Genomic DNA, 22,067 nt, shown 5'->3' on the forward strand with positions numbered 1-22,067 from the left:
TTTTTTTTCGTCGAATTAAGCTATAATAGAGTTTATGAGTTTTTCCCTTTAGGGTATTTTTGCTTTAAGAAAGGAAGATACATACATATGTTTGGAATTGGTACAAGAGACCTTGGTATAGATCTTGGAACTGCGAATACGCTTGTTTTTGTGAAAGGTAAAGGAATTGTTGTGAGAGAGCCGTCAGTCGTTGCTCTGCAAACGGATACGAAATCGATTGTTGCTGTCGGAAATGATGCGAAAAATATGATCGGACGGACTCCTGGAAACGTAGTAGCTCTTCGCCCGATGAAAGACGGCGTTATCGCTGATTATGAAACAACGGCTACCATGATGAAATATTACATCAATCAAGCCATTAAAAATAAAGGCATGTTTGCCAGAAAACCTTATGTCATGGTTTGTGTGCCATCCGGCATTACTGCGGTTGAAGAGCGTGCTGTTATCGATGCGACAAGACAAGCCGGAGCGCGTGACGCGTATCCGATCGAAGAACCGTTTGCTGCGGCTATCGGCGCTAATCTGCCGGTTTGGGAACCGACTGGAAGCATGGTTGTTGATATCGGTGGCGGAACGACAGAAGTTGCGATTATTTCCCTCGGAGGTATTGTAACATCTCAATCCATCCGCGTTGCCGGTGATGAAATGGACGATGCGATTATCAACTACATCAGAAAAACATACAACCTGATGATCGGGGACCGCACTGCTGAAGCGATTAAAATGGATATCGGCTCTGCTGAATCTGCAGAAGAATCCGATAAAATGGAAATCCGCGGCCGTGACTTGCTGACTGGCCTGCCGAAAACGATCGAAATTACTGGAAAAGAAATTTCTAATGCTCTGCGTGACACTGTGTCAACCATTGTAGAGGCAGTGAAAAGCACACTTGAAAAAACACCGCCTGAGCTTGCCGCAGATATCATGGACAGAGGTATTGTGTTAACCGGCGGCGGAGCGCTTCTTCGTAATCTGGACAAAGTCATCAGCGAAGAAACAAAAATGCCGGTCCTTATCGCTGAAGACCCGCTTGATTGTGTAGCGATCGGTACAGGAAAAGCACTGGAGCACATCCATCTTTTCAAAGGAAAAACAAGATAATCGGGAGTTCAATAGAAGAGGTGTAACACGATGCCGAATAAACGGTTAATGCTATTACTTCTGTGTATTATCATATTGGTGGCTATGATTGGATTTTCGCTGAAGGACGGCCGTAATACCACCTGGCCTGAGAAACTGATCGGTGATACGACGGGAGTATTTCAAAACATTTTTCATACGCCTGCCGAATTTTTTGCAGGGATATTTGAGAACATTAGTGATTTAAAAAACACATACGAAGAAAACGAGCGTCTGAGAGAAAAGCTTGACGGACAGACAAAATATGAAGCCAAGCTCCAAGAACTTGAAGACGAAAACAAATCCTTGCGTGACGAACTCGGCCATGTGAAATCAATAAAAGATTACAAGCCGATTTTGGCGACAGTTATTGCCAGAAGCCCTGATAACTGGGCGAAGCAGGTGACCATTAACAAAGGGACTCAGCAAAACGTAGCGAAAGATATGGCTGTAACGAACGAAAAAGGCGCATTAATCGGTAAGATTAAAAGCTCCGGCCTTAATAACTTTACGTCTACGGTCCAGCTTTTAAGCGATACTGACCGGAATAACAGAGTCGCAACAACCATTTCCGGGAAAAAAGGCAGCAAAGGCTACGGTTTAATCGAAGGCTATGATAAAGACAAAAAACGGCTGAAGATGACCATAATCGAACGCAAGGATAAACAAGACGTGAAAAAAGGCGATCTGATTGAAACGTCGGGCACAGGAGGCGTATTTCCAGAAGGGCTGACAATCGGTGAAGTGACTGAGATCGAGTCTGACTCTTATGGATTAACGAAAGTAGCCTATGTAAAACCTGCGGCTGATCTTTCTGATTTAAATAATGTGATCATTGTTAATCGTGATGTGCCGACTGTCGATACAGAGGAGGAAGGATCGTGAAACGTTTCCTTCTCCCTTTCGTTATGATGTTGGTTTTTTCGGCGGAAAGCATCTTTACTGATCTGGTGCATTTCCCGTTCGTCACGGATGACCAGGTGCTCGTCCCGCGTTTTCTAATGCTTGTGCTGATTTTTATGTCGGCTTTTATCAATCAAAAACACGCGGTGATTTACGGTTTTATTTTCGGCTTTCTATATGATATGAATTATACAAGTCTATTAGGTGTTTATATGTTTGGCTTTGCGGGGCTAAGCTATTTGGCGTCAAAAGCGTTTAAAGTGCTGCACACAAACGCTTTTGTCGTCATCCTGATTGCTGTTCTCGCAGTTTGCCTGCTTGAATTTTATGTATTCGGTATTCAGTCGCTGATTCACAAAGACATTATGACGTTTAATGGCTTTGTGCTAGACCGGTTTATACCGACAGTTTTATTAAATATGATAAGCGCACTCATCCTGGTTCTCCCATTTAGATTATTTTTTATGAGTCTAAAGAAAGAATTGAGAGATGAGTAAAAAGGATTTTATCTTTTTTTGACGAAATGAGTATGTTGTTGAGGTGAATATTGTGAAGACCAAAAAGCAGCAATATGTAACGATAAAAGGAACAAAGAATGGTTTGACATTGCATCTTGATGATGCATGTTCTTTTGATGAGCTTCTCGATGGTCTTCAGAATATGCTGTCAATTGAACAATATACAGATGGAAAAGGCCAGAAAATCAGCGTTCACATTAAGCTGGGCAATCGCTGCTTATATCAGGAGCAAGAGGAACAGCTGACCGAATTAATTGCGTCAAAGAAAGATTTGTTTGTTCATTCTATTGAGAGTGAAGTCATTACTAAAAAAGAAGCACAGCGTATGAAAGAGGAAGCTGAAATTATTTCTGTTTCAAAAATTGTCCGTTCAGGCCAAGTGCTCGAGGTGAAGGGCGATTTGCTTCTAATCGGAGATGTGAACCCGGGCGGGACAGTCAGAGCCGGCGGAAACATTTTTGTTCTGGGTTCGCTGAAAGGGATTGCCCACGCCGGATTTAACGGAAATAATCATGCGGTCATTGCTGCCTCTGAAATGCTGCCGACACAGTTAAGAATCAATCACGTGTTAAATCGCTCCCCAGACCACATTCAAAAAGGGAACGAAATGGAATGTGCTTATTTAGATACAGACGGAAATATGGTCATTGAACGCCTTCAACATTTGGCTCATTTAAGACCTGATCTAACAAGGCTTGAGGGAGGAATGTGAATTGGGTGAGGCTATCGTAATAACTTCGGGAAAAGGCGGAGTAGGTAAAACAACAACATCTGCTAACCTCGGTACCGCCTTAGCCATTTTAGGGAAGCGTGTATGTTTAGTAGATACTGATATAGGACTGCGCAACCTGGATGTAGTAATGGGTCTTGAAAATAGAATTATTTATGATCTCGTAGACGTTGTAGAGGGCAGATGTAAAATGCATCAGGCGCTCGTAAAGGATAAACGTTTTGATGATTTGCTCTATTTAATGCCCGCTGCTCAAACGAGCGATAAAACGGCTGTTGCTCCTGAACAAATTAAAACTATGGTCCAAGAGCTCAAGCAGGAATTTGATTATGTCATCATAGACTGTCCCGCAGGAATTGAGCAAGGATACAAAAACGCCGTTTCCGGGGCTGATAAGGCGGTAGTGGTCACAACGCCTGAAATTTCAGCTGTGCGAGATGCTGATCGCATTATAGGGCTTTTGGAGCAAGAAGAAAATATTGAACCGCCGCGGCTCGTTGTAAACAGAATCAGAAATCACCTGATGAAAAACGGTGACACGATGGATATCGATGAAATCGTTCAGCATTTGTCGATTGATTTGCTCGGTATCGTTGCCGATGATGATGAAGTCATTAAGGCATCTAACCATGGCGAACCGATTGCAATGGATCCTAAAAACCGCGCTTCCATCGCATATCGCAATATTGCCCGCCGCATTTTAGGCGAATCTGTTCCTTTGCAGGTGCTTGAAGAGCAAAACAAGGGAATGATGGCTAAGATTAAGTCATTTTTCGGAGTAAGATCATAATTTCATAGAATAAAAGAGAAGAATCTGACAAAGCAAATGCTGTGTCAGGTTTTTTTGTTTCTGACTGCTCTGTGCTGAAGGTAAATCGAATAATTGCCGTGGACAAGACATATGATGTACAAACCCAACGAATGCAAAGGATGATGGCAATGAGTCACAGAGCAGATGAAATCAGAAAACGATTAGAGAAAAGAAGGAAACAGGTTTCCGGCTCAAAACGTTTCCCTACTCAGACAGGTTCCGAAAAGCAAAAACCGCCGTCTTGGGTCATGATGTCTGATCAGGAAAAACATGGAACCCTCCCGGTGTATGAAGATGGCAATTCGAATTTCAGCGGAAGACACCCTTTGGTGAAAACAGACTCAATTATTCTGAAATGTCTTCTATCGGCCTGCCTTGTTCTTGTTTCTGCTATAGCCTATAAAACAAATATTGGACCTGTCAGCCAGATCAAGCCGGTTGTTGCACAAACCTTCGAAACAGAATTTCAATTTGCTTCAGCAAGCCATTGGTTTGAAACGAAATTTGGCAGCCCGCTTGCATTTCTCGCTCCTGAGAAGAAAAATAAGGAACAGCAGGTTGAAGTGGGTCAGGATCTCGTCGCACCCGCGTCTGGTAAAGTTCAGCAGGATTTTCAGGACAACGGGGAAGGCATTAAAGTCGAAACTAGCAGCGATACAATCGATTGTATAAAAGAGGGCTATGTTGTTGAAGTCAGTAAAGACGGTGAGACGGGGCTGACAGTGAAAGTGCAGCATGCTGACAATACCTACAGCATTTATGGCGAACTGAAAGACGTGGATGTCGCTTTATATGATTTTGTAGATAAAGGCAAAAAGCTCGGTTCGATTAAACTCGATGATCATAACAAAGGGCTCTATTATTTTGCCATGAAAGACGGCGACAAATTTATTGATCCGATTCAGGTGATCTCATTTGAATAAATGGCTTGACCTCATCTTGAAAATTCATGTTCATCCTTTTCTTTGGATTATCATGGCGCTGGGGCTGATTACAGGGCATATGAAGGCATTGCTGTGTTTGCTTGTGATTGTTCTGATCCATGAGCTGGGGCATGCCGCTCTGGCCGTGTTTTTTTCTTGGAGAATCAAGCGTGTTTTTTTGCTGCCATTTGGAGGGACAGTTGAAGTGGAAGAGCACGGAAATCGGCCGTTAAAGGAAGAGTTTGCGGTTATTCTTGCCGGACCTCTTCAGCACATTTGGCTCCAGTTTGCGGCTTGGATGATTGCAGGCCTCTCAATAATTGATCAGCAGACCTTTGAACTGTTTACATTTTATAATCTATCTATTTTATTTGTGAATCTGCTGCCGATTTGGCCGCTTGATGGCGGCAAGCTGTTATTTTTAATTTTTTCAAAGCATCTGGCTTTTCAAAAAGCGCACCGGCTGAATCTAAAGACTTCACTTGTGTGCTGCCTGATTCTCGCATGCTGGGTTTTATTTGCGGTTCCTCTGCAAATCAGCGCATGGGTTCTGTTTGTCTTTCTGGCTGTTTCTTTGTTTGAGGAGTACAGGCAAAGACACTATATCCATGTGAGGTTTCTCCTGGAAAGATATTATGGGAAAAACCGCGAGCTTGAAAAATTGCTTCCGCTTACCGTTAATGCTGAGGACAAAGTCTATCATGTCATGGCGGAATTCAAACGAGGCTGCAAGCATCCCATTATTATAGAAAAATCCGGCGAGAAGCTAAGCCAGCTGGATGAGAATGAAGTGCTGCATGCCTACTTTGCTGATAAACGGACAAATTCCTCCATGGAAGAGCTGCTGCTCCCTTATTAAAATCGATTGACAAACGCCTTGTATTCTGATATATTTTTTAATGTTATGGATGTAGCACCAATGCTACAACCGCTCAGTACAGGTGTTAAGAGTTGTTATACAGCCCCCTGGTATCTGGCGAGTCTTAGTCTAATAGGAGGTGCAGAGAATGTACGCAATCATTAAAACAGGCGGTAAACAAATTAAAGTTGAAGAAGGCCAAACTGTTTACATCGAGAAACTTGCTGCTGAAGCAGGTGAAACAGTTACTTTTGAAGACGTTTTGTTTGTTGGCGGAGACAACGTGAAAGTCGGCAACCCTACAGTTGAAGGCGCAACAGTAACGGCTAAAGTTGAAAAACAAGGCCGCGCGAAAAAAATCACTGTTTTCAGATACAAAGCAAAGAAAAACGTTCATAAAAAACAAGGTCATCGTCAGCCTTACACTAAATTGACGATCGAAAAAATCAACGCGTAAGCATGATTCAGGCAACAATCAGACGGTCCCGTACTGACAAAAGCTTATTGTCTTTTGAAATGACGGGCCACGCCAACTTTGCTGAACATGGACAAGATCTCGTATGTGCCGGAGTAACAGCCGTTGTGTTTGGATCCGTTAACGCGGTCATCGCTCTGGCGGGCTTCGAGCCGCTTCTTGATATAGGAGAAGATGGGGGTTATTTCTATTTTGAATTCCCTGAATCTCTCGATCCGGAGGCGCGCCAAAAAGCTCAGTTGCTGATTGAAGGCATGATTGTTTCGTTAGAGACAATTGAGCGGGATTATAAAGACCACTTGCGTGTGACCACAAACATAATATAGGAGGTGAGCTACATGCTTAGATTAGATCTTCAGTTTTTCGCTTCTAAAAAAGGAGTAGGTTCTACAAAGAACGGACGTGACTCTGAGGCTAAACGTTTAGGTGCTAAACGTGCTGACGGTCAATTCGTAACAGGCGGTTCTATCCTTTACCGTCAACGCGGAACAAAAATTTACCCAGGTGAAAACGTGGGCCGCGGCGGAGATGACACTCTTTTTGCGAAAATCGACGGAACTGTTAAATTCGAACGTTTCGGCCGTGACCGCAAAAAAGTGAGCGTATATCCTGTAGCTCAATAATGATTCAAAAACTCCGGTCGATAATGACTGGAGTTTTTTTTGCAATACGCGGAGTAAGCATCAAGAATGTTATGCAGAGTATGTGCGAGCAGACCCCGCCAAGAATGAGAACGAATGTCTCAAACCCACTGGATATGTTCCCCAAGCAGTAATACATAAAATGTTCTGCCTGGCTGAAAATCAACCAAAGCCAGAAAAAAGGAACATGATATTTCTGGGAAAAACAATTGTTTTTCTATCAAAGCCTTCTCTGTTATAATTCATAATACACACTTATACAGACTCCTAAATAAGAAATCAAATGATTGGGAGTGCGAAAATGAAGGATGTTTCAAAAAATCAAGAAGAAAATATAAGCGATACGGCTTTAACGAATGAACTGATTCATCTTCTTAGCCATTCCCGGCATGATTGGATGAATAAGCTGCAGCTTATTAAAGGAAACTTAAGCTTGCAGAAGTATGACCGCGTCTTTGAAATCATTGAAGAAATGGTGATAGACGCTAAGCACGAATCAAAGCTCTCAAACCTGAAAACACCGCATTTAGCGTTTGATTTTCTTACGTTTAATTGGAAAGCCCAATGTATGACACTTGAATATGAAGTTCTCGGGGAAATTAAGGATTTGTCAGCTTATGATGAAAAATTGGCGAAACTGATGAGAAAGCTGTTTCATTTGTTTGAACAAGCAGTTACTAGAGGCAGTGAAAATCATTTAACCGTTTCGCTTCAAACTGATCATCCTGACAGACAGCTGATTCTTTATCTTGATTTTCACGGCACGTTTGCCAATATATCTGCCTTTGACGATTTTCGGCAAAATGGATATGAGGACTTTGATATCATGCGTTTTGAGATCACAAGTCACGAATGTCTGATTGAAATTGGGTTGAACTAGCGGAGTTTTTTAACGGTTTAGAACGGAGGACATTATGTTTGTAGATCAGGTGAAAGTGTATGTAAAAGGCGGCGACGGAGGCAACGGGATGGTTGCGTTTCGCCGTGAAAAATATGTGCCGAAAGGCGGCCCTGCCGGCGGCGACGGCGGAAAAGGAGGAGACGTCGTTTTTGAAGTGGACGAAGGTCTCCGTACTCTTATGGATTTTAGATATAAAAAACACTTTAAAGCGATTCGCGGCGAGCATGGCATGTCAAAAAACCAGCATGGACGAAATGCTGATGATATGGTCATTAAAGTTCCGCCTGGCACTGTTGTGACAGACGATGATACAAAACAGGTCATTGCCGATTTAACTGAACATGGACAGCAGGCTGTCATCGCAAGGGGCGGAAGAGGCGGAAGAGGGAACTCACGCTTTGCCACACCGGCGAACCCCGCACCTCAGCTCTCAGAAAACGGTGAACCGGGAAAAGAACGCTATGTTGTTCTTGAATTAAAAGTGCTTGCAGACGTCGGGCTTGTCGGGTTCCCAAGTGTAGGAAAATCGACTTTGTTGTCCGTCGTTTCATCTGCAAAACCGAAAATTGCGGATTATCATTTTACGACACTTGTTCCGAATCTTGGCATGGTCGAAACAGATGATGGACGGAGCTTCGTTATAGCCGATTTGCCTGGACTGATTGAAGGGGCTCATCAAGGCGTCGGGCTTGGCCACCAATTTTTGCGCCATATTGAGCGGACCCGTGTTATCGTTCATGTCATTGATATGTCCGGCTTGGAAGGCCGCGATCCGTATGAGGATTATGTGACGATTAATCAGGAATTGAGCGAGTACAATTTGCGTCTCACTGAGCGCCCGCAAATTATTGTCGCAAATAAAATGGACATGCCGCAGGCGGCGGAAAATCTTGAAGGGTTTAAAGAAAAGCTGACGGATGATTATCCGGTGTTCCCGGTCAGTGCAGTGACAAGAGAAGGTCTTCGCGAGCTTCTGTATGAAGTCGCCAATCAGCTGGAAAACACTCCGGAATTCCCGCTGTATGACGAGGAAGAGCTTACGCAAAACCGCGTCATGTACACGATGGAGAATGAAGAAGTGCCATTCAGCATTACGCGAGATCCTGACGGAGTCTTTGTGCTTTCAGGAGACAGTCTTGAGCGATTATTCAAGATGACTGATTTCTCACGTGATGAATCTGTTAAACGATTTGCAAGACAGATGCGGGGAATGGGTGTTGATGAAGCACTCAGAGAACGCGGGGCCAAAGACGGAGACATTATCAGACTTCTTGAATTCGAATTTGAATTTATTGATTAATGATGGGTGGGAGCCTGGATATCAGGCTCTCTATTTTCAAAAGGGGGGATGCAAGTGAAAGAGGAGACGTTTTATCTTGTCCGTGAAGATGTGTTGCCTGATGCGATGAGAAAAACATTGGAAGTCAAAAAACTGCTGGATCGGAAAAAAGCAGAATCAGTGGCAGATGCCGTTCAAAAGGTGGATTTAAGCAGAAGTGCATTTTATAAATACAGAGATGCCGTTTTTCCTTTTTATACAATGGTTAAAGAGCAAATTATCACACTTTTCTTTCATTTGGAGGATCGCTCAGGCGCGTTATCTCAGCTCCTTCAGGCGGTGGCTGACTCTGGAAGCAACGTTCTTTCCATTCACCAGACCATCCCGCTTCAAGGGAGAGCAAACGTAACGCTGTCTATCAGCACATCTGCAATGGAAGAGGATATTCATACATTAATGAACAAGATGAGAAAGTTTGACTTTGTAGAAAAGGTTGAAATATTAGGTTCAGGAGCGTAAGGGGAGAGAATATCGTCATGAAAGTCGGTTATTTAGGTCCAGCAGCTACATTCACACATTTAGCAGTCAGTTCTTGTTTCCAAAATGGCGCCGAGCATGTTGCTTACCGCACGATACCGGAATGTATAGATGCGGCAGTTGCAGGTGAGGTTGATTTTGCTTTTGTTCCTTTAGAGAACGCATTAGAAGGGTCAGTAAACTTAACAATAGACTATTTAATACATGAACAGCCTCTGCCTATCGTAGGTGAAATGACATTGCCGATTCATCAGCACTTACTCGTTCATCCTTCCAGAGAAAATGCATGGAAAGACCTAGACAAAATTTATTCTCATTCACATGCGATTGCACAGTGCCATAAATTTCTCCATCAGCATTTTTCTTCCGTGCCGTATGAATACGCCAATTCAACCGGAGCGGCGGCAAAGTTTGTCAGTGACCATCCGGAGCTGAATATCGGGGTGATTGCCAATGAAATGGCGGCTTCTACATACGAATTAAAAATCGTAAAACGGGATATACAGGATTATAGAGACAATCATACGCGATTTGTCATTCTGTCTCCTGATGAAAATATATCATTTGAAGTGAATTCAAAATTGAATTCAAGACCAAAAACAACACTGATGGTGATGCTTCCGCAGGATGATCAGGCCGGAGCGCTGCATAGAGTGCTGTCTGCTTTTTCTTGGAGAAACTTAAACCTGTCTAAAATCGAATCCCGTCCGACCAAAACCGGGTTAGGGAATTATTTCTTTATTGTTGATATTGAACAGGCGTTTGATGAAGTATTAATCCCTGGGGCTATGCAGGAGCTTGAAGCGCTCGGATGCAAAGTAAAGCTGCTTGGTACATATCAATCTTATCAATTATAAAAAGCCCTATTAGGGCTTTTTTTAGTCTTCGATCAAAATACCGGCTTCTTCGAGTGCTTGACATGCTTGATCGATACGATGTTCATCAGGTGCTGTCAGTGTATGAAGATGCACACCATCTGTCAGCTGTGATAAATAAGCGGCATTTGTGGAATTGATCTTTTTGATGAAATGTTTGACTTCTTTTCGCGTGCCGACTTGGATCGCTGCAGTTAAATCTCCGTATACAGGGTGCTCAATTTTTACGTCTTTTACAGTTACCCCTTCATCCACGATGAGCTGTAATTCTTCTTCTGTCCGTTCAGGCCCGTGCAGACACGCTATGATTCTTTCTGCCTGCTGATGCTTCTGAGCGGCGGCGTCCAGATAGACATAGCCTTGGCTTGTGGCGATAATCGGTTCGTTTCTCGCTTTTAAAAGCGAGATATCCTGAACGATCACCTGTCTCGAAACATTTGCTTTTTTTGCGAGCTCTCCTCCTGTCAGCGGCGATGTGGATTCCTTCAGCCACAAAAGAAGCTGCTCACGCCTATTGGCGCCCAAGAGCTTTAATTCTTCGGTCAATATGATATTCTCCTTTCCTTTGTTCCAAAAGCGCTGTAAACGTATGTAATAACATATCCAGCTGTTCAGTTGTTGTGTTTTTTCCGAAAGAGATGCGGATAAATTGCAGGGCTTCCTGCTCTGTTTTTCTTAACGCTTTCATCGTTTCAGACGGTCCGTGATAACCTGCAGAACAAGCGCTGCCCGTTGAAATGCAAATATGATTCCGATTACATTCTAACATAACATATTGTCCTTCAAATGAGCCAAAAAAACACCCGATAATATGGGGCAGACATTCTGTGTTTGTAACATCTGCCGCAAGGGTTACAGGGAGAGACCGAATACGGATTTGTTCTAAAAAGTATTGTCTTAACATTTGATTGTGGGATATCTGACTTTCCATTTCACTTACGATCAGCTCCGCAGCCGCTGTAAAAGCTCCGATACCCGGTACGTTTACCGTGCCTGCTCGAAACCCATTCTCATGAATGGTGTCAGGGTACACCGGTTTCCAATTGACGTCCGGCCGAATATAGACAGCTCCAACTCCTTTAGGGCCGTGAATTTTGTGACTGGAAACAGAGAGAGCATCCACCCCCATTTCTTCAGTATGGATGGGCAGTTTGCCGAATGTTTGTACCGCATCACAATGAAGAAGAATTTTCCTGTTGTGAAGATATGATGACAGGTGTTTAATGGGCTGAATAATTCCTGTTTCTGAATTGGCATGCTGAATAGAAACCAGGCCTGTGTCCGGGCGAATATGAGCTGCCAATATTTCCTCGGTAATAAGTCCGTACTCATTAGGCTTAATGATTGTCACGTCAATGCCATAATTCTGCAGTAAAGCAGCACAGTTATGGATTGATTGATGTTCCATGGCAGTCGTAATAAAATGTCTTTTTGTTTTTGGCAGGCCGTTTAACAATGATTGAATGGCAAGAAAATTGGATTCAGTGCCGCCGCTTGTAAAATATATACCGTCTGTTTCTCCGCCGATTATGTCAGCTATTTTCCCCCGGCAGTACTCCAGTATATGCTTTGCTTTTCCCCCAGCGTCATGCAAGCTGCTGGCATTCCCGTACATATCAATGCTGAGCTTCTGAAATACGTTCAGAGCTTCCTCGCAAATTGGCGTGGTTGCTGCATAATCTAAATAAATCATCCGGTCTTTCCTCCATATGTTCTTCATAAAAAACTCTTGAGTTTATTTTATCGTTGTGTAAATATAGGTGTCAAGACAGGTTTAAACAACAGGAGGTGGCATATGTCTATAAAGACGATTGCGGTCATTGGTTCAGGAGCGGCAGCACTTGCCCTGGCTTCTGCACTTCCGCCATCATACCAGGTGACTGTCATCACGAAAAAAAGCACAAAAAACAGCAATTCAAGACATGCACAGGGCGGAATTGCGGCGGCTTATGCAAAAGATGACTCGATTGCGTCTCATATGGAGGATACGTTATATGCAGGCTGCGGACATAACGATCAAAACATCGTATCAGACGTTTTACTTGATGGAAAAACCATCATTGAGAATTTTTTGGAGAATGACTTTCCATTTGATCGGGATAAACAAGGCAAAGTCAGCCTCGGCAGGGAAGGAGCCCACACGCACAACCGCATTTTTCATGCGGGCGGAGACGCTACAGGCAGCATGCTCATGGATTACTTGCTGAAACAAATCAATAGCCAAATCGAAGTCATCGAGAATGAAACAGCGGTTGATTTGCTGATGAAGAATGGGCGCTGTGCCGGTGTAGTGGCGAAAGACAGCCGCGGCCGGATCAATTTGCGACATGCGGATGAGGTTGTGCTGGCAGCTGGCGGATGCGGAAGCTTGTTTCAGCACCATACGAACGATCCATCTGTCACGGGTGATGGTCTTTCACTTGCTTACCGGGCCGGAGCGGAATTAACTGATTTAGAGTTTACCCAATTTCATCCTACACTTCTTGTCAAAAATGGCCTCTCGTGTGGACTTGTTTCAGAGGCAGTCAGAGGTGAGGGCGGTTTTATAACAGACCAAAATGGCCGCCGTATTATGGCCGGACGGCATCCGCTGGAGGATTTAGCACCACGGGACGTCGTCTCGCGGGTGATTCATGAAGAAATAGCAAAAGGAAAACGTGTGTATATCGATTGCAGCGCTATTTCTGACTTCGAAGTGCGTTTTCCCACAATCACCTCTATTTGCCAAAAGGCAGGGGTTGATATTCGTAAAAGAAAAATACCTGTTGCGCCGGGAATGCATTTCTTAATGGGAGGCGTTTTTGTTAATCGGTGGGGAGAAACAACTGTACCCGGGCTTTACGCGATAGGGGAAACAGCATGTACCGGCTTACACGGAGCCAATCGTCTTGCGAGCAATTCTTTGCTGGAGGCACTAGTGTTTGGTAAAAGAGCAGCAGAACATATCATGAGAAAACCGGCTGATAACAGGTATAGTCAATTCAACGGTGAAACCAGCGGAGTTTATGAGGTGCCGAATATCGAGCTTTCTGAACTGCAAAACAGAATGACAAGCGACATGTCCATAGTAAGAGAAAAAGACAGACTGATTAAGATGAGCAATTGGCTTTATGGGCTCCCATCTCAGAAGATAAATGTGAAGGATATCACAATTCCGCAGCTGGAGCTTTCTCACTTGTGGCAGGTGGCAAAGCTGATGACTTCGTCTGCTCTATTGCGGGAAGAAAGCAGGGGGGCGCATTTTCGGGTTGATATCCCTCAGGCTGATGCAGGCTGGCAAGGAAAACAAATTGTCCATACAAAAAAGGGAACCAAAATGAGAAAAAACGAAGGGATTTGGAGAAATGAATCATTTACAGCTGAAAAAATTGCTGAATCACTTTTTTCATGAGGATATAGGGACGGGAGATCTTACATCACAGTCCATCTTTGAAGGACAGAACTGTGAGGCCTCAATTGTTGCAAAGTCAGACGGCATTTTCGCCGGAGCTGCGGTGATAAAGGAAGGCTTTGCTTTATTAGATGAAAAGGTTCAGACGTTTTTACACAAAAAAGATGGAGATCATTTGCGAAAGGGTGATGTGATTGCCGTCTTACGCGGACCGGCCGCTGCTCTTCTTTCTGGAGAGAGGGTCGTATTAAATCTTACTCAAAGGCTGTCGGGTATTGCGACGATGACAAGGCAGGCTGTTGAACGGCTTGATGATGAACAGATTAAGATTTGTGACACAAGGAAAACGACGCCGGGGTTAAGAATGCTCGAAAAATATGCGGTCAGGGTCGGAGGAGGATATAACCATCGATTTGGCCTGTACGACGGAATCATGATCAAAGATAATCACATTGCAGCTTGCGGTTCCATTGTAAAGGCGTGTGAAAAAGCGCGGCAGGCTGCAGGGCACATGGTGAATATTGAAGTGGAAATTGAATCTGAGGAACAGCTCAGAGAAGCCATTCTTGCTGAAGCTGATGTCATTATGTTTGACAATTGCCCGCCTGACACTGTCCGCCATTTTGCAAATATCACACCGGATCACATTAAAACCGAAGCTTCCGGAGGAATTACATTAGAATCTCTGCCCGCTTTTAGAGGGACGGGTGTGAATTATATTTCCTTAGGATTTCTGACTCATTCGGTCAAAAGCTTAGATATCAGCATGGATGTGGCTTTAACAAATCAGTCAGTGGAGGAATGCGGTTATGTCAATTCTTGATGCAATCAAACAATTTGAAATGATGCCTGACCATTATAAAGGGCTGTCAATGAAAGAGATGGAGAGACGTGTTGCGGCCATCAAGGAAAAGTTTGGGAGCAGGTTGTTTATTCCAGGCCATCATTACCAAAAGGATGAAGTAATTCAATTTGCTGACCAAACGGGCGATTCACTCCAGCTTGCCCAAATGGCGGAAAAAAATAAGGATGCGGAATATATTGTATTTTGCGGCGTACATTTTATGGCAGAGACTGCTGATATGCTGACAGGTGCGGACCAAACGGTCATCCTGCCAGATATGAGAGCGGGCTGTTCTATGGCTGACATGGCTGACATGCAGCAGACGAACAGGGCGTGGGAGAAACTTCAGCATATATTCGGCGACACGATCATACCATTAACCTATGTGAATTCTACAGCGGAGATCAAGGCATTTGTCGGTAAGCACGGCGGAGCGACTGTCACCTCATCCAATGCCAAAAAAGTGCTTGAATGGGCGTTTACAAAGAAAAAACGCATTTTATTTCTGCCTGATCAGCATTTAGGAAGGAACACCGCTTATGAACTGGGTATCCCGCTTGAGGACATGGCTGTCTGGGACCCGATTCAAGATCAATTAGAGAACGAGGCAGAACAAAACGATATCAAGGTTATTCTTTGGAAAGGCCACTGTTCTGTTCATGAAAAATTCACCGTGAAAAATATAAATGATTTTAGAGAACGAGATTCTGACATCCGGATCATTGTTCATCCTGAATGCTCCCATGAAGTCGTCATGCAAAGTGACGACAGCGGATCAACGAAATATATTATTGATGCAATCAGCCACGCTCAGCCGGGTAGCAAATGGGCAATCGGTACAGAAATGAATCTTGTTCAGCGACTGATTCAAGAGCATTCCGACAAACAAATTGAATCACTCAATCCGGATATGTGTCCATGTCTGACGATGAATCGAATTGACCTCCCGCATTTACTCTGGTCTTTAGAACAAATAGAAAAAGGAGAACCAGCAGGCGTGATCAAAGTGCCGAAAGTCATTCAGGACGATGCCCTTCTAGCGCTGAATCGAATGCTTTCCATCACGTAAATCAGAAATATTTCCCCTCCTGTACTCATAATTTCTTTTGATCAGGCATATGTTGTGAAGAAACATATTGTAATCACAACTGAACTGTTCACGTTTTGCATAGGAGGGGAAAACGTTGAAAATCCATATCGTTCAAAAAGGCGATTCACTCTGGAAAATAGCTGAAAAATACGGAGTTGATGTTGAGGAAGTAAAAAAACTCAATACGCAGCTCAGCAATCCAGATTTAATCATGCCTGGAATGAAAATAAAAGTGCCGTCTGGAGGTGTTCCAGTCAGAAAAGAGATAAAAGCGGGCAAAAGTCCGGCGGCAGTCGGGGATGAGAAGCAAGAACACCCATTTTCCAAGGAGAAGCCTAAATCCGTTGTCGACGTAGAAGACACAAAGCCGAAAGAAAAGCAGTCTGTTCCTTTTGTCCCGCCGATGCCGAATTTGCATGATAATGTGTATCCTGAAGCTGATGTGAACGATTATTATGATATGAATCAGCTTTTTCAGCCTTGGTCACCTCCTAAACCGGAGGAGCCTAAAAAGCATCATGACGGAAATATAGATCATATGTATGACATGCAAGATCAATTTCCACAACAGGAGGCAATGAGTAATATGGAGAATGCAAATTATCCGAATATGCCTAATACGCCTAAGGCGCCAGATGTAGGCGGTATGGAAGAAGAAAACATCCACCACACTGTTCCGAATATGCCGGCAGTTCAGCCATACTATCCGTATCCAGCCCATTTTGTGCCATGTCCGGTTCCTATCTCACCGGTTCTGCCTGGATCCGGCCTGTGCTACCCATACTTTCCTGCACATGCATTTCCGATGCATCAGCCTTATGGCTTCCAGCCAAGTTTTGTATCACCTTCGCAATATGATCCGGGTGAATATGATAACCAGCATCATGAAAACAGCCATCACGGACATTACGGATATCAGCCTTCGCACGGCGCGCCTCAATATGCATCGCCGGCTTATGGATCTCCTTATGGGCATATGCCATACGGTCCTTATTATGGCGCTCCTCAAGTGATGGGTGCTTATCAGCCAAATGTGGCACATGGTTATATGCCGCCATTTAAGGATCATGATGATTGCGGGTGTGACGATGATCAGCAGCCATACTTCTCAGCACCTGGTTATCAGGGAGGAGCATATGGAACTCCTTATATGCCTTACGGAGGAGCAAATCCGAATCCGTATGCCGCCGGAACTTCCATGCCGAATCAGCCTTCAACAAACCAGATGTTTGGACGGCCGGAAGAAGAAAGTGAATGATTGTTCGGGACGATGTAAATCGTTCCTTTTTTTGTATTTCTTTACAATAGTCGAATGGTCATAACTGACACGCTTAACATATCTCCCTGATGCACATGATAAAAACGAGCACAACATGCTCAATCAGTCCTCGGGGGGTTTTTCCATTGGGTAGAAAGTTAACAATTGCAGGCCTCATTTTGATGACAGCCGGATTAACAGCATGCGGCGCAAATAATGATGCCCTTAATGATACGCGTAATAACGGTAATAACGGCAATACCCGTCCAATCGGATATTATACAAATGAGAATGACGCTGACAGACAGGGAGACGGGATGGATCATGACGGCCCGGTCTCTGAATTGATGGAGGACCAGAACGGCCAGAACGGCCGTGACCGAAACACAACCAATGTAAACGACCGTGTTACTGCAGATGATCGCGTCCCATTGGCAACTGACGGAACATATAACAACACAAATAACAGAAACATGAACCGAAATGGGACGAACAACAACGGGTATGACAACCAAGAGAACAGAAGACTTGCCGCAAAAATCGCCAATCGTGTGAAACAAGTCAAAAACGTCAACGACACACAAGTGATGGTAACGGATGACAAAGTAGTCATCGCAGTCAGAAGCCACGCTGATTTCACACAATCTGACAGGCAAAATGTCAAAAAAGCCGCACGAAACTATGCGGATGGCCGTGACGTTCAAGTATCTACAGATAAAGGACTGTTCACAAGACTTCATAAAATGAACAGACGCTAGGACTAAGAAGGCCGCCGGAGAGTGATTCCCGGCGGTCTTTTTCTTTACAACGGCTTGCAATTCCCATTAAAGTGTACATAGAAATACCAAGGAAGGTGAAAGCATGGCTGGCCATTCTAAGTGGAAAAACATCCAAAAAAGAAAAAATGCGCAAGACGCAAAGCGCGGAAAAGTGTTTATGAAGCTTGCTAAAGAAATCTATGTGGCAGCAAAGCAAGGCGGAGCCGATCCTGAAGCAAATTCAGCATTGCGGCTTGTGATTGAAAAAGCAAAAGGCGCCAATATGCCAAATGATAATATAGACCGTGCCCTAAAAAAAGCCGCAGGAAGCCAGGACGGCAGCAGCTACGAGGAAATCACCTATGAAGGCTACGGTCCCTCAGGGGTTGCTGTCATGGTGGAGTGCTTAACTGATAATAAAAACCGTACGGCGACAAATGTGCGGACAGCTTTCAATAAAAACGGCGGAAGTCTCGGAGAAATCGGATGTGTGGCATTTTTGTTTGAACGGAAGGGGTACATTTCAATTGACCGCACACATCGGCAAATAGAAGAGGATGACCTGATGCTTGATGTCATAGAAGCGGGCGGCGAAGAGCTGCAGACAGAGGATGAATACTTTGAGGTATTAACAGCGCCTGAACGTTTTGAAGAGGTAAAAACAGCACTTGAAGCAAATTATCCAGTCGATTCAGCTGAAGTAACCATGATTCCGAAAACATATGCAGATGCTGATGATGAGGCTGTTGAAAAACTGGATAAATTGATTGATGCGCTTGAAGACGATGATGATGTTCAGGCAGTGTATACAAATTACCAGTAATATAAAAATGACCGGCGCGAAGTGATCTCAGGCCGGTCTTTTTTCGTCTTAAGAGACGCGCTCATTTTCGTGTGTGTATTCTTTCTCCCAGAAATCAGCGTTTTTGATGCCGAGAGCTTTAGGATCAAAGACTGGGTCTAAGCCTTGTTTCTTCTGTTGCTCATAATCCTTTAACGCAATAAGCGCCGGCTTGGCGAGCAAAACAATGGCAATGACGTTCAGCCAAACCATAATGCCAAGTCCCGCGTCACCTAATGCCCAAGCAAGTGTAGCGGTTTTGACAGCACCGTAGAATGTCGCGGCTAAAATGATCAGTTTTAAGCCGAGCAATGCCCATTTGCTTTCTCTGCCTCTCGCTAAATATGCGATATTTGTTTCAGCGATGTAGTAATAAGCCATAATGGTTGTAAAAGCGAAGAAGAACAAAGCAATAGCGACAAAGCCTGCACCAAAGCTGGGCAGCACACTGTCAATGGCGGCCTGAGTGAAGCCCGGTCCAGCTTCTACACCTTTCAGGTGATTGACAATAAATGAACCGTCAGCAGCCTGTGTATTGTACATACCGGTAAATAAAATCATGAATGCTGTAGCGGAACATACAAATAAAGTGTCGATATAAACAGAAAATGCCTGAACCAATCCTTGCTTTACCGGATGAGATACCTCTGCGGCGGCAGCGGGATGAGGGCCTGTTCCTTGTCCGGCTTCGTTTGAATAAATGCCTCGTTTGACGCCCCATGAAATGGCCATGCCGATGAGACCGCCGAATGCAGAATCTAACGCGAAAGCGCTTCTGAAAATCAAAGAAATGACAGCAGGCAGTTCAGAAATATTCATCACAATGATGATCAGAGAGAGCAGAATGTATCCGACTGCCATAAACGGGACAATCATTTGTGCGGCACTGGCGATGCGTTTCACACCTCCGAAAATGATAAAACCTAATAAGAGAACAAGAAAACAGCCAGTAATGGCAGGAGAGATGCCGAATGCATTTTGGACGCCCGTCGCAATGGAGTTGGACTGGACCCCTGGCATAAGGAGAGCCATTGCAATAAGGGCCGCAGCCGCAAATAAAACAGCAAACCATTTAATGCCTAATCCTTTTTCTATATAATAAGCGGGTCCGCCTCGATATTGGCCGCCTTGTTTCACTTTATAAATTTGGGCAAGAGTAGATTCAACAAAGGCGCTTGAAGCACCGATAAAAGCAATGGCCCACATCCAGAACACCGCGCCGGGTCCGCCGAACGCAATTGCTGTTGCCACACCTGCAATATTTCCGGTCCCCACCCTGCCGGACAGCGCGATTGATAATGCTTGAAACGAAGATACCCCTGCCTCTGAGCTCTTGCCTTGAAACATCAGCACAATCATTTCCTTGATGTGTCTGATTTGTAAAAAACGGGTCACAATAGAAAAGATCAATCCAATTCCTAATAAAGTATAAATGACGGGTGTACTCCATAAGACCGCGTTTAAACTAGCAACAAAATCTGCCATCAAGCTTCCTCCTCACGTCGTTTCGATTGCTTTATAAAGAGGATTTTGGGTTAATTGAACTATTTTTACAATCAATCTGTCACATTATATAACGTGTAATGATCATGAGAGGGGAGAATGGGGTAAAAAAGCGCGGCGTATGAAGTACGCCGCGCTTCTGGTTATAAAGGTATGTGGACACCAATTGTGAAACAGTCTTTGAGAAATAAATAACCAAGCTCTGCCATTGCGTATATAAAAGGCAAAGCGATAAGGATCTTTCATTATCTCATCTCACTGATGCTTGAGGCGGTTCCTCACGAATCCAATGATCATCCTTCCGCCAATCATAAGTTTCATCGATAGCGAGATGTAAAGTCTGGTTGCCGATTTTTACTGTATTGTTGTTCAACCATTTTATAGATGGTCTGCTGTCAGGATAATTCCAATAGATTGTTTTTTTGACAAGTGTTTTTTCATTCACGAGTTCGCCTCTGGCGGCATCTGAGCTTAAGGTATTTTTGGATACATAAGTGTTTAGCGTATAGCTTCCGTCAGGCGATTCCACTGATTGTACGAGGCTGCCTTTCGGAACATTTTTCAGTGAAAAAAACATCCAATAGACGGCACCGCCGAAGAACAGAAGACATGAGAATATTATAAGAAGGACTGTACTGCGTGTTTTGATGTGACTTTCTCCTTTTTTTCTCTCATTTTACCATATCACGGATTTTATACGATCTTTACATTTCTTTAAAATTTCCTCAATAAAGCGCAGGTATGATAAAAGAAAATAGATAAAGGGTGGGGGAGACAGAAATGGAAAACACATATTGTCATTCCAGCGAAAAGAACTCAGAAGCGGTTTATTTGAGTGTGAGAGGGTATTGCATCAAGCTGTCGCCTGAACAAATGAAATTAATTTCTGCTGTCAAAAAGTAAAATAAAATGATAAAGGCAGCCGCATATGCGGCTGCCTTTTTTTATGAAGAATATTTTCTTTTCCGTTGTGCAAAGTGCTTCTGAAACCAATCTTTTTTATATAAAAAAGCAATGACCTCAAGCCAAAAGCCCGGGATTTTTTTCGGGAAAATCGGCTTTTTATAAAGCGTATGATACGCCGTTTTTAAATCGTCCCACTGCGTGCACGTTTTCGTCTGTTCAAATCTCGCAACATCAATGACCCGCACTGCTCCGGATTCTGTCAGAATCAGATTACGCAAATGAATGTCTGACGGGTTGAGGCCGGCTGCACGGGCGTCAGAAAGTGCGTCCTCTACCTGCTGAATCATATCGTCGCTGATCGCGATACCTTTTTTCAGGCAGTTGTAAAAGGTATCGCCTTTAATATATTCCATTAAAATAAATGAATCACCAGTTTCATAAATGTCAGGGTAGAATGCGGATCCGGCTAATTTTTCATAAATCGCTGCTTCTTTGACGGCTGTCGCTTGATACTCCGGAAAAAATACCTTCAGCGCCATTTTCCGGTCACCTTCGGTTATGGCGAACACATAGGCGCTTCGTCCCTTACCGATCAATGTTAATTCCTCGGGTTTCTCTTTGACTTTATCAAATCTGCTGTTTTGGCGGTATATGACTGAATGGGCCAGTGCCTCTGCTTTTGTCAGCATTTCATTCACCTTCTTTGCTCTATTTTATGCAGTTGTTTATAGGAAAATCCAAAACTGTTCAGGAAAAAGAGCCTAAATATAGTGTATCTGGTCTTGGGAAAGAAGGCTACCTATAAGCTTTGATTGTGATAAAAGAGACATGAAAACGTTTATTCCCCTCCTTGAAAAGCGCTTACAAATGGGATACTATTAATTTTAAATAAAGCGCTTTCGTAA

The 22,067-nt window shown here is 43.8% G+C and carries 27 protein-coding genes and 1 other annotated feature; of the genes, 21 read left to right on the plus strand and 6 right to left on the minus strand.

The window, feature by feature from the left end; all coding sequences use genetic code 11:
• The first annotated feature begins 87 nt into the window (after nt 1–87).
• The 10 genes from mreB (at nt 88) to rpmA (ending at nt 6,961) form a co-directional block, all read left to right on the plus strand.
• Nucleotides 88–1,101 (plus strand): cell shape-determining protein MreB, encoded by a 1,014-nt coding sequence (gene mreB / locus M1D69_RS07195; RefSeq protein WP_010335164.1) that lies wholly within the window; start codon nt 88–90, stop codon nt 1,099–1,101.
• A gap of 30 nt (nt 1,102–1,131) precedes the next feature.
• On the plus strand, nt 1,132–2,004 hold the full coding sequence (mreC, locus tag M1D69_RS07200; RefSeq protein WP_458104148.1) for a rod shape-determining protein MreC: 873 nt from the start codon (nt 1,132–1,134) through the stop codon (nt 2,002–2,004).
• Entirely contained in the window at nt 2,001–2,519 is a 519-nt protein-coding gene (gene mreD / locus M1D69_RS07205) for a rod shape-determining protein MreD (RefSeq protein ID WP_010335162.1), read from the plus strand. Before mreC ends, mreD begins: the two co-directional genes overlap by 4 nt.
• 52 nt (nt 2,520–2,571) lie before the next feature.
• Nucleotides 2,572–3,252 (plus strand): septum site-determining protein MinC, encoded by a 681-nt coding sequence (gene minC / locus M1D69_RS07210; RefSeq protein WP_024122354.1) that lies wholly within the window; start codon nt 2,572–2,574, stop codon nt 3,250–3,252.
• Between the two features lies 1 nt (nt 3,253).
• Complete coding sequence (minD, locus tag M1D69_RS07215; RefSeq protein ID WP_024122353.1) at nt 3,254–4,060, plus strand: septum site-determining protein MinD; 807 nt, start codon at nt 3,254–3,256, stop codon at nt 4,058–4,060.
• 149 nt (nt 4,061–4,209) lie between these two features.
• Entirely contained in the window at nt 4,210–5,004 is a 795-nt protein-coding gene (locus M1D69_RS07220; RefSeq protein ID WP_024122352.1) for a M23 family metallopeptidase, read from the plus strand.
• Nucleotides 4,997–5,863: a M50 family metallopeptidase gene (locus M1D69_RS07225; protein ID WP_458104147.1), complete on the plus strand. Its 867-nt coding sequence runs from the start codon at nt 4,997–4,999 to the stop codon at nt 5,861–5,863. The genes M1D69_RS07220 and M1D69_RS07225 overlap by 8 nt, the downstream gene beginning before the upstream one ends.
• 57 nt (nt 5,864–5,920) lie before the next feature.
• Nucleotides 5,921–5,998 (plus strand) — a sequence feature (ribosomal protein L21 leader region).
• Nucleotides 5,999–6,011: 13 nt separating this feature from the next.
• A complete protein-coding gene (rplU, locus tag M1D69_RS07230) occupies nt 6,012–6,320 on the plus strand; it encodes a 50S ribosomal protein L21 (RefSeq protein WP_010330275.1) in 309 nt (102 codons plus the stop codon).
• A gap of 2 nt (nt 6,321–6,322) precedes the next feature.
• Complete coding sequence (locus tag M1D69_RS07235) at nt 6,323–6,664, plus strand: ribosomal-processing cysteine protease Prp (RefSeq protein WP_069487111.1); 342 nt, start codon at nt 6,323–6,325, stop codon at nt 6,662–6,664.
• A gap of 12 nt (nt 6,665–6,676) precedes the next feature.
• Nucleotides 6,677–6,961, plus strand: coding sequence for a 50S ribosomal protein L27 (gene rpmA, locus M1D69_RS07240; RefSeq protein WP_003222623.1), 285 nt, complete (start codon nt 6,677–6,679; stop codon nt 6,959–6,961).
• A gap of 119 nt (nt 6,962–7,080) precedes the next feature.
• Here rpmA and M1D69_RS07245 read toward each other — a convergent pair whose 3' ends face one another.
• Complete coding sequence (locus M1D69_RS07245; protein ID WP_458104146.1) at nt 7,081–7,203, minus strand: hypothetical protein; 123 nt, start codon at nt 7,201–7,203, stop codon at nt 7,081–7,083.
• 77 nt (nt 7,204–7,280) lie between these two features.
• Between M1D69_RS07245 and M1D69_RS07250 the strand changes: the two genes are divergently transcribed.
• From M1D69_RS07250 to pheA, 4 genes are read left to right on the plus strand one after another with little or no spacing between them, the layout of a single operon-like run.
• A complete protein-coding gene (locus M1D69_RS07250; protein WP_458104145.1) occupies nt 7,281–7,859 on the plus strand; it encodes a Spo0B C-terminal domain-containing protein in 579 nt (192 codons plus the stop codon).
• 34 nt (nt 7,860–7,893) lie between these two features.
• A complete protein-coding gene (gene obgE, locus M1D69_RS07255) occupies nt 7,894–9,180 on the plus strand; it encodes a GTPase ObgE (RefSeq protein ID WP_024122348.1) in 1,287 nt (428 codons plus the stop codon).
• 54 nt (nt 9,181–9,234) lie between these two features.
• The gene (thrR, locus tag M1D69_RS07260; protein ID WP_010335153.1) at nt 9,235–9,678 is read left to right on the plus strand and encodes a transcriptional regulator ThrR; all 444 of its coding nucleotides are present in this window, start codon (nt 9,235–9,237) and stop codon (nt 9,676–9,678) included.
• Between the two features lie 17 nt (nt 9,679–9,695).
• Entirely contained in the window at nt 9,696–10,553 is an 858-nt protein-coding gene (gene pheA, locus M1D69_RS07265; RefSeq protein WP_458104144.1) for a prephenate dehydratase, read from the plus strand.
• Between the two features lie 21 nt (nt 10,554–10,574).
• Here the strand turns inward: pheA and M1D69_RS07270 are convergent, their stop codons facing one another.
• Together M1D69_RS07270 and M1D69_RS07275 are read right to left on the minus strand one after the other, a co-directional pair.
• Nucleotides 10,575–11,117, minus strand: a complete 543-nt coding sequence (locus tag M1D69_RS07270) for a transcription repressor NadR (RefSeq protein WP_044154192.1) — start codon at nt 11,115–11,117, stop codon at nt 10,575–10,577.
• Complete coding sequence (locus M1D69_RS07275; protein WP_458104143.1) at nt 11,083–12,264, minus strand: IscS subfamily cysteine desulfurase; 1,182 nt, start codon at nt 12,262–12,264, stop codon at nt 11,083–11,085. Before M1D69_RS07275 ends, M1D69_RS07270 begins: the two co-directional genes overlap by 35 nt.
• Nucleotides 12,265–12,366: 102 nt before the next feature.
• Here M1D69_RS07275 and nadB point away from each other — a divergent pair, with 102 nt between their 5' ends.
• The 6 genes from nadB to M1D69_RS07305 all read left to right on the plus strand — a co-directional run bounded on the left by nadB (nt 12,367) and on the right by M1D69_RS07305 (nt 18,735).
• Entirely contained in the window at nt 12,367–13,962 is a 1,596-nt protein-coding gene (nadB, locus tag M1D69_RS07280; protein ID WP_458104142.1) for an L-aspartate oxidase, read from the plus strand.
• On the plus strand, nt 13,916–14,785 hold the full coding sequence (nadC, locus tag M1D69_RS07285) for a carboxylating nicotinate-nucleotide diphosphorylase (protein WP_458104141.1): 870 nt from the start codon (nt 13,916–13,918) through the stop codon (nt 14,783–14,785). The genes nadB and nadC overlap by 47 nt, the downstream gene beginning before the upstream one ends.
• Entirely contained in the window at nt 14,772–15,875 is a 1,104-nt protein-coding gene (gene nadA / locus M1D69_RS07290; protein WP_458104140.1) for a quinolinate synthase NadA, read from the plus strand. The genes nadC and nadA overlap by 14 nt, the downstream gene beginning before the upstream one ends.
• 115 nt (nt 15,876–15,990) lie before the next feature.
• Nucleotides 15,991–17,154: a spore coat assembly protein SafA gene (safA, locus tag M1D69_RS07295; RefSeq protein ID WP_202657480.1), complete on the plus strand. Its 1,164-nt coding sequence runs from the start codon at nt 15,991–15,993 to the stop codon at nt 17,152–17,154.
• A gap of 146 nt (nt 17,155–17,300) precedes the next feature.
• Nucleotides 17,301–17,912, plus strand: a complete 612-nt coding sequence (locus M1D69_RS07300) for a YhcN/YlaJ family sporulation lipoprotein (RefSeq protein WP_024122340.1) — start codon at nt 17,301–17,303, stop codon at nt 17,910–17,912.
• A 103-nt stretch (nt 17,913–18,015) separates the two neighbouring features.
• Nucleotides 18,016–18,735 carry a YebC/PmpR family DNA-binding transcriptional regulator gene (locus M1D69_RS07305; RefSeq protein WP_458104139.1) on the plus strand — a complete coding sequence of 240 codons (720 nt, stop codon included), beginning with the start codon at nt 18,016–18,018 and terminating at the stop codon, nt 18,733–18,735.
• Between the two features lie 48 nt (nt 18,736–18,783).
• Here M1D69_RS07305 and M1D69_RS07310 read toward each other — a convergent pair whose 3' ends face one another.
• Together M1D69_RS07310 and M1D69_RS07315 are read right to left on the minus strand one after the other, a co-directional pair.
• Nucleotides 18,784–20,238, minus strand: a complete 1,455-nt coding sequence (locus tag M1D69_RS07310) for an alanine/glycine:cation symporter family protein (RefSeq protein WP_458104138.1) — start codon at nt 20,236–20,238, stop codon at nt 18,784–18,786.
• A 268-nt stretch (nt 20,239–20,506) separates the two neighbouring features.
• Nucleotides 20,507–20,833, minus strand: coding sequence for a DUF5412 family protein (locus M1D69_RS07315; RefSeq protein ID WP_458104137.1), 327 nt, complete (start codon nt 20,831–20,833; stop codon nt 20,507–20,509).
• Between the two features lie 203 nt (nt 20,834–21,036).
• On the opposite strand from M1D69_RS07315, the gene M1D69_RS07320 reads away from it, so the two are divergent.
• On the plus strand, nt 21,037–21,159 hold the full coding sequence (locus M1D69_RS07320) for a hypothetical protein (protein ID WP_458104136.1): 123 nt from the start codon (nt 21,037–21,039) through the stop codon (nt 21,157–21,159).
• A 41-nt stretch (nt 21,160–21,200) separates the two neighbouring features.
• Here the strand turns inward: M1D69_RS07320 and M1D69_RS07325 are convergent, their stop codons facing one another.
• Nucleotides 21,201–21,851 carry a phosphotransferase gene (locus M1D69_RS07325; protein ID WP_024122334.1) on the minus strand — a complete coding sequence of 217 codons (651 nt, stop codon included), beginning with the start codon at nt 21,849–21,851 and terminating at the stop codon, nt 21,201–21,203.
• Between the last annotated feature and the right edge of the window lie 216 nt (nt 21,852–22,067).

The sequence above is a fragment of the Bacillus sp. PK3-037 genome, assembly GCF_054161355.1.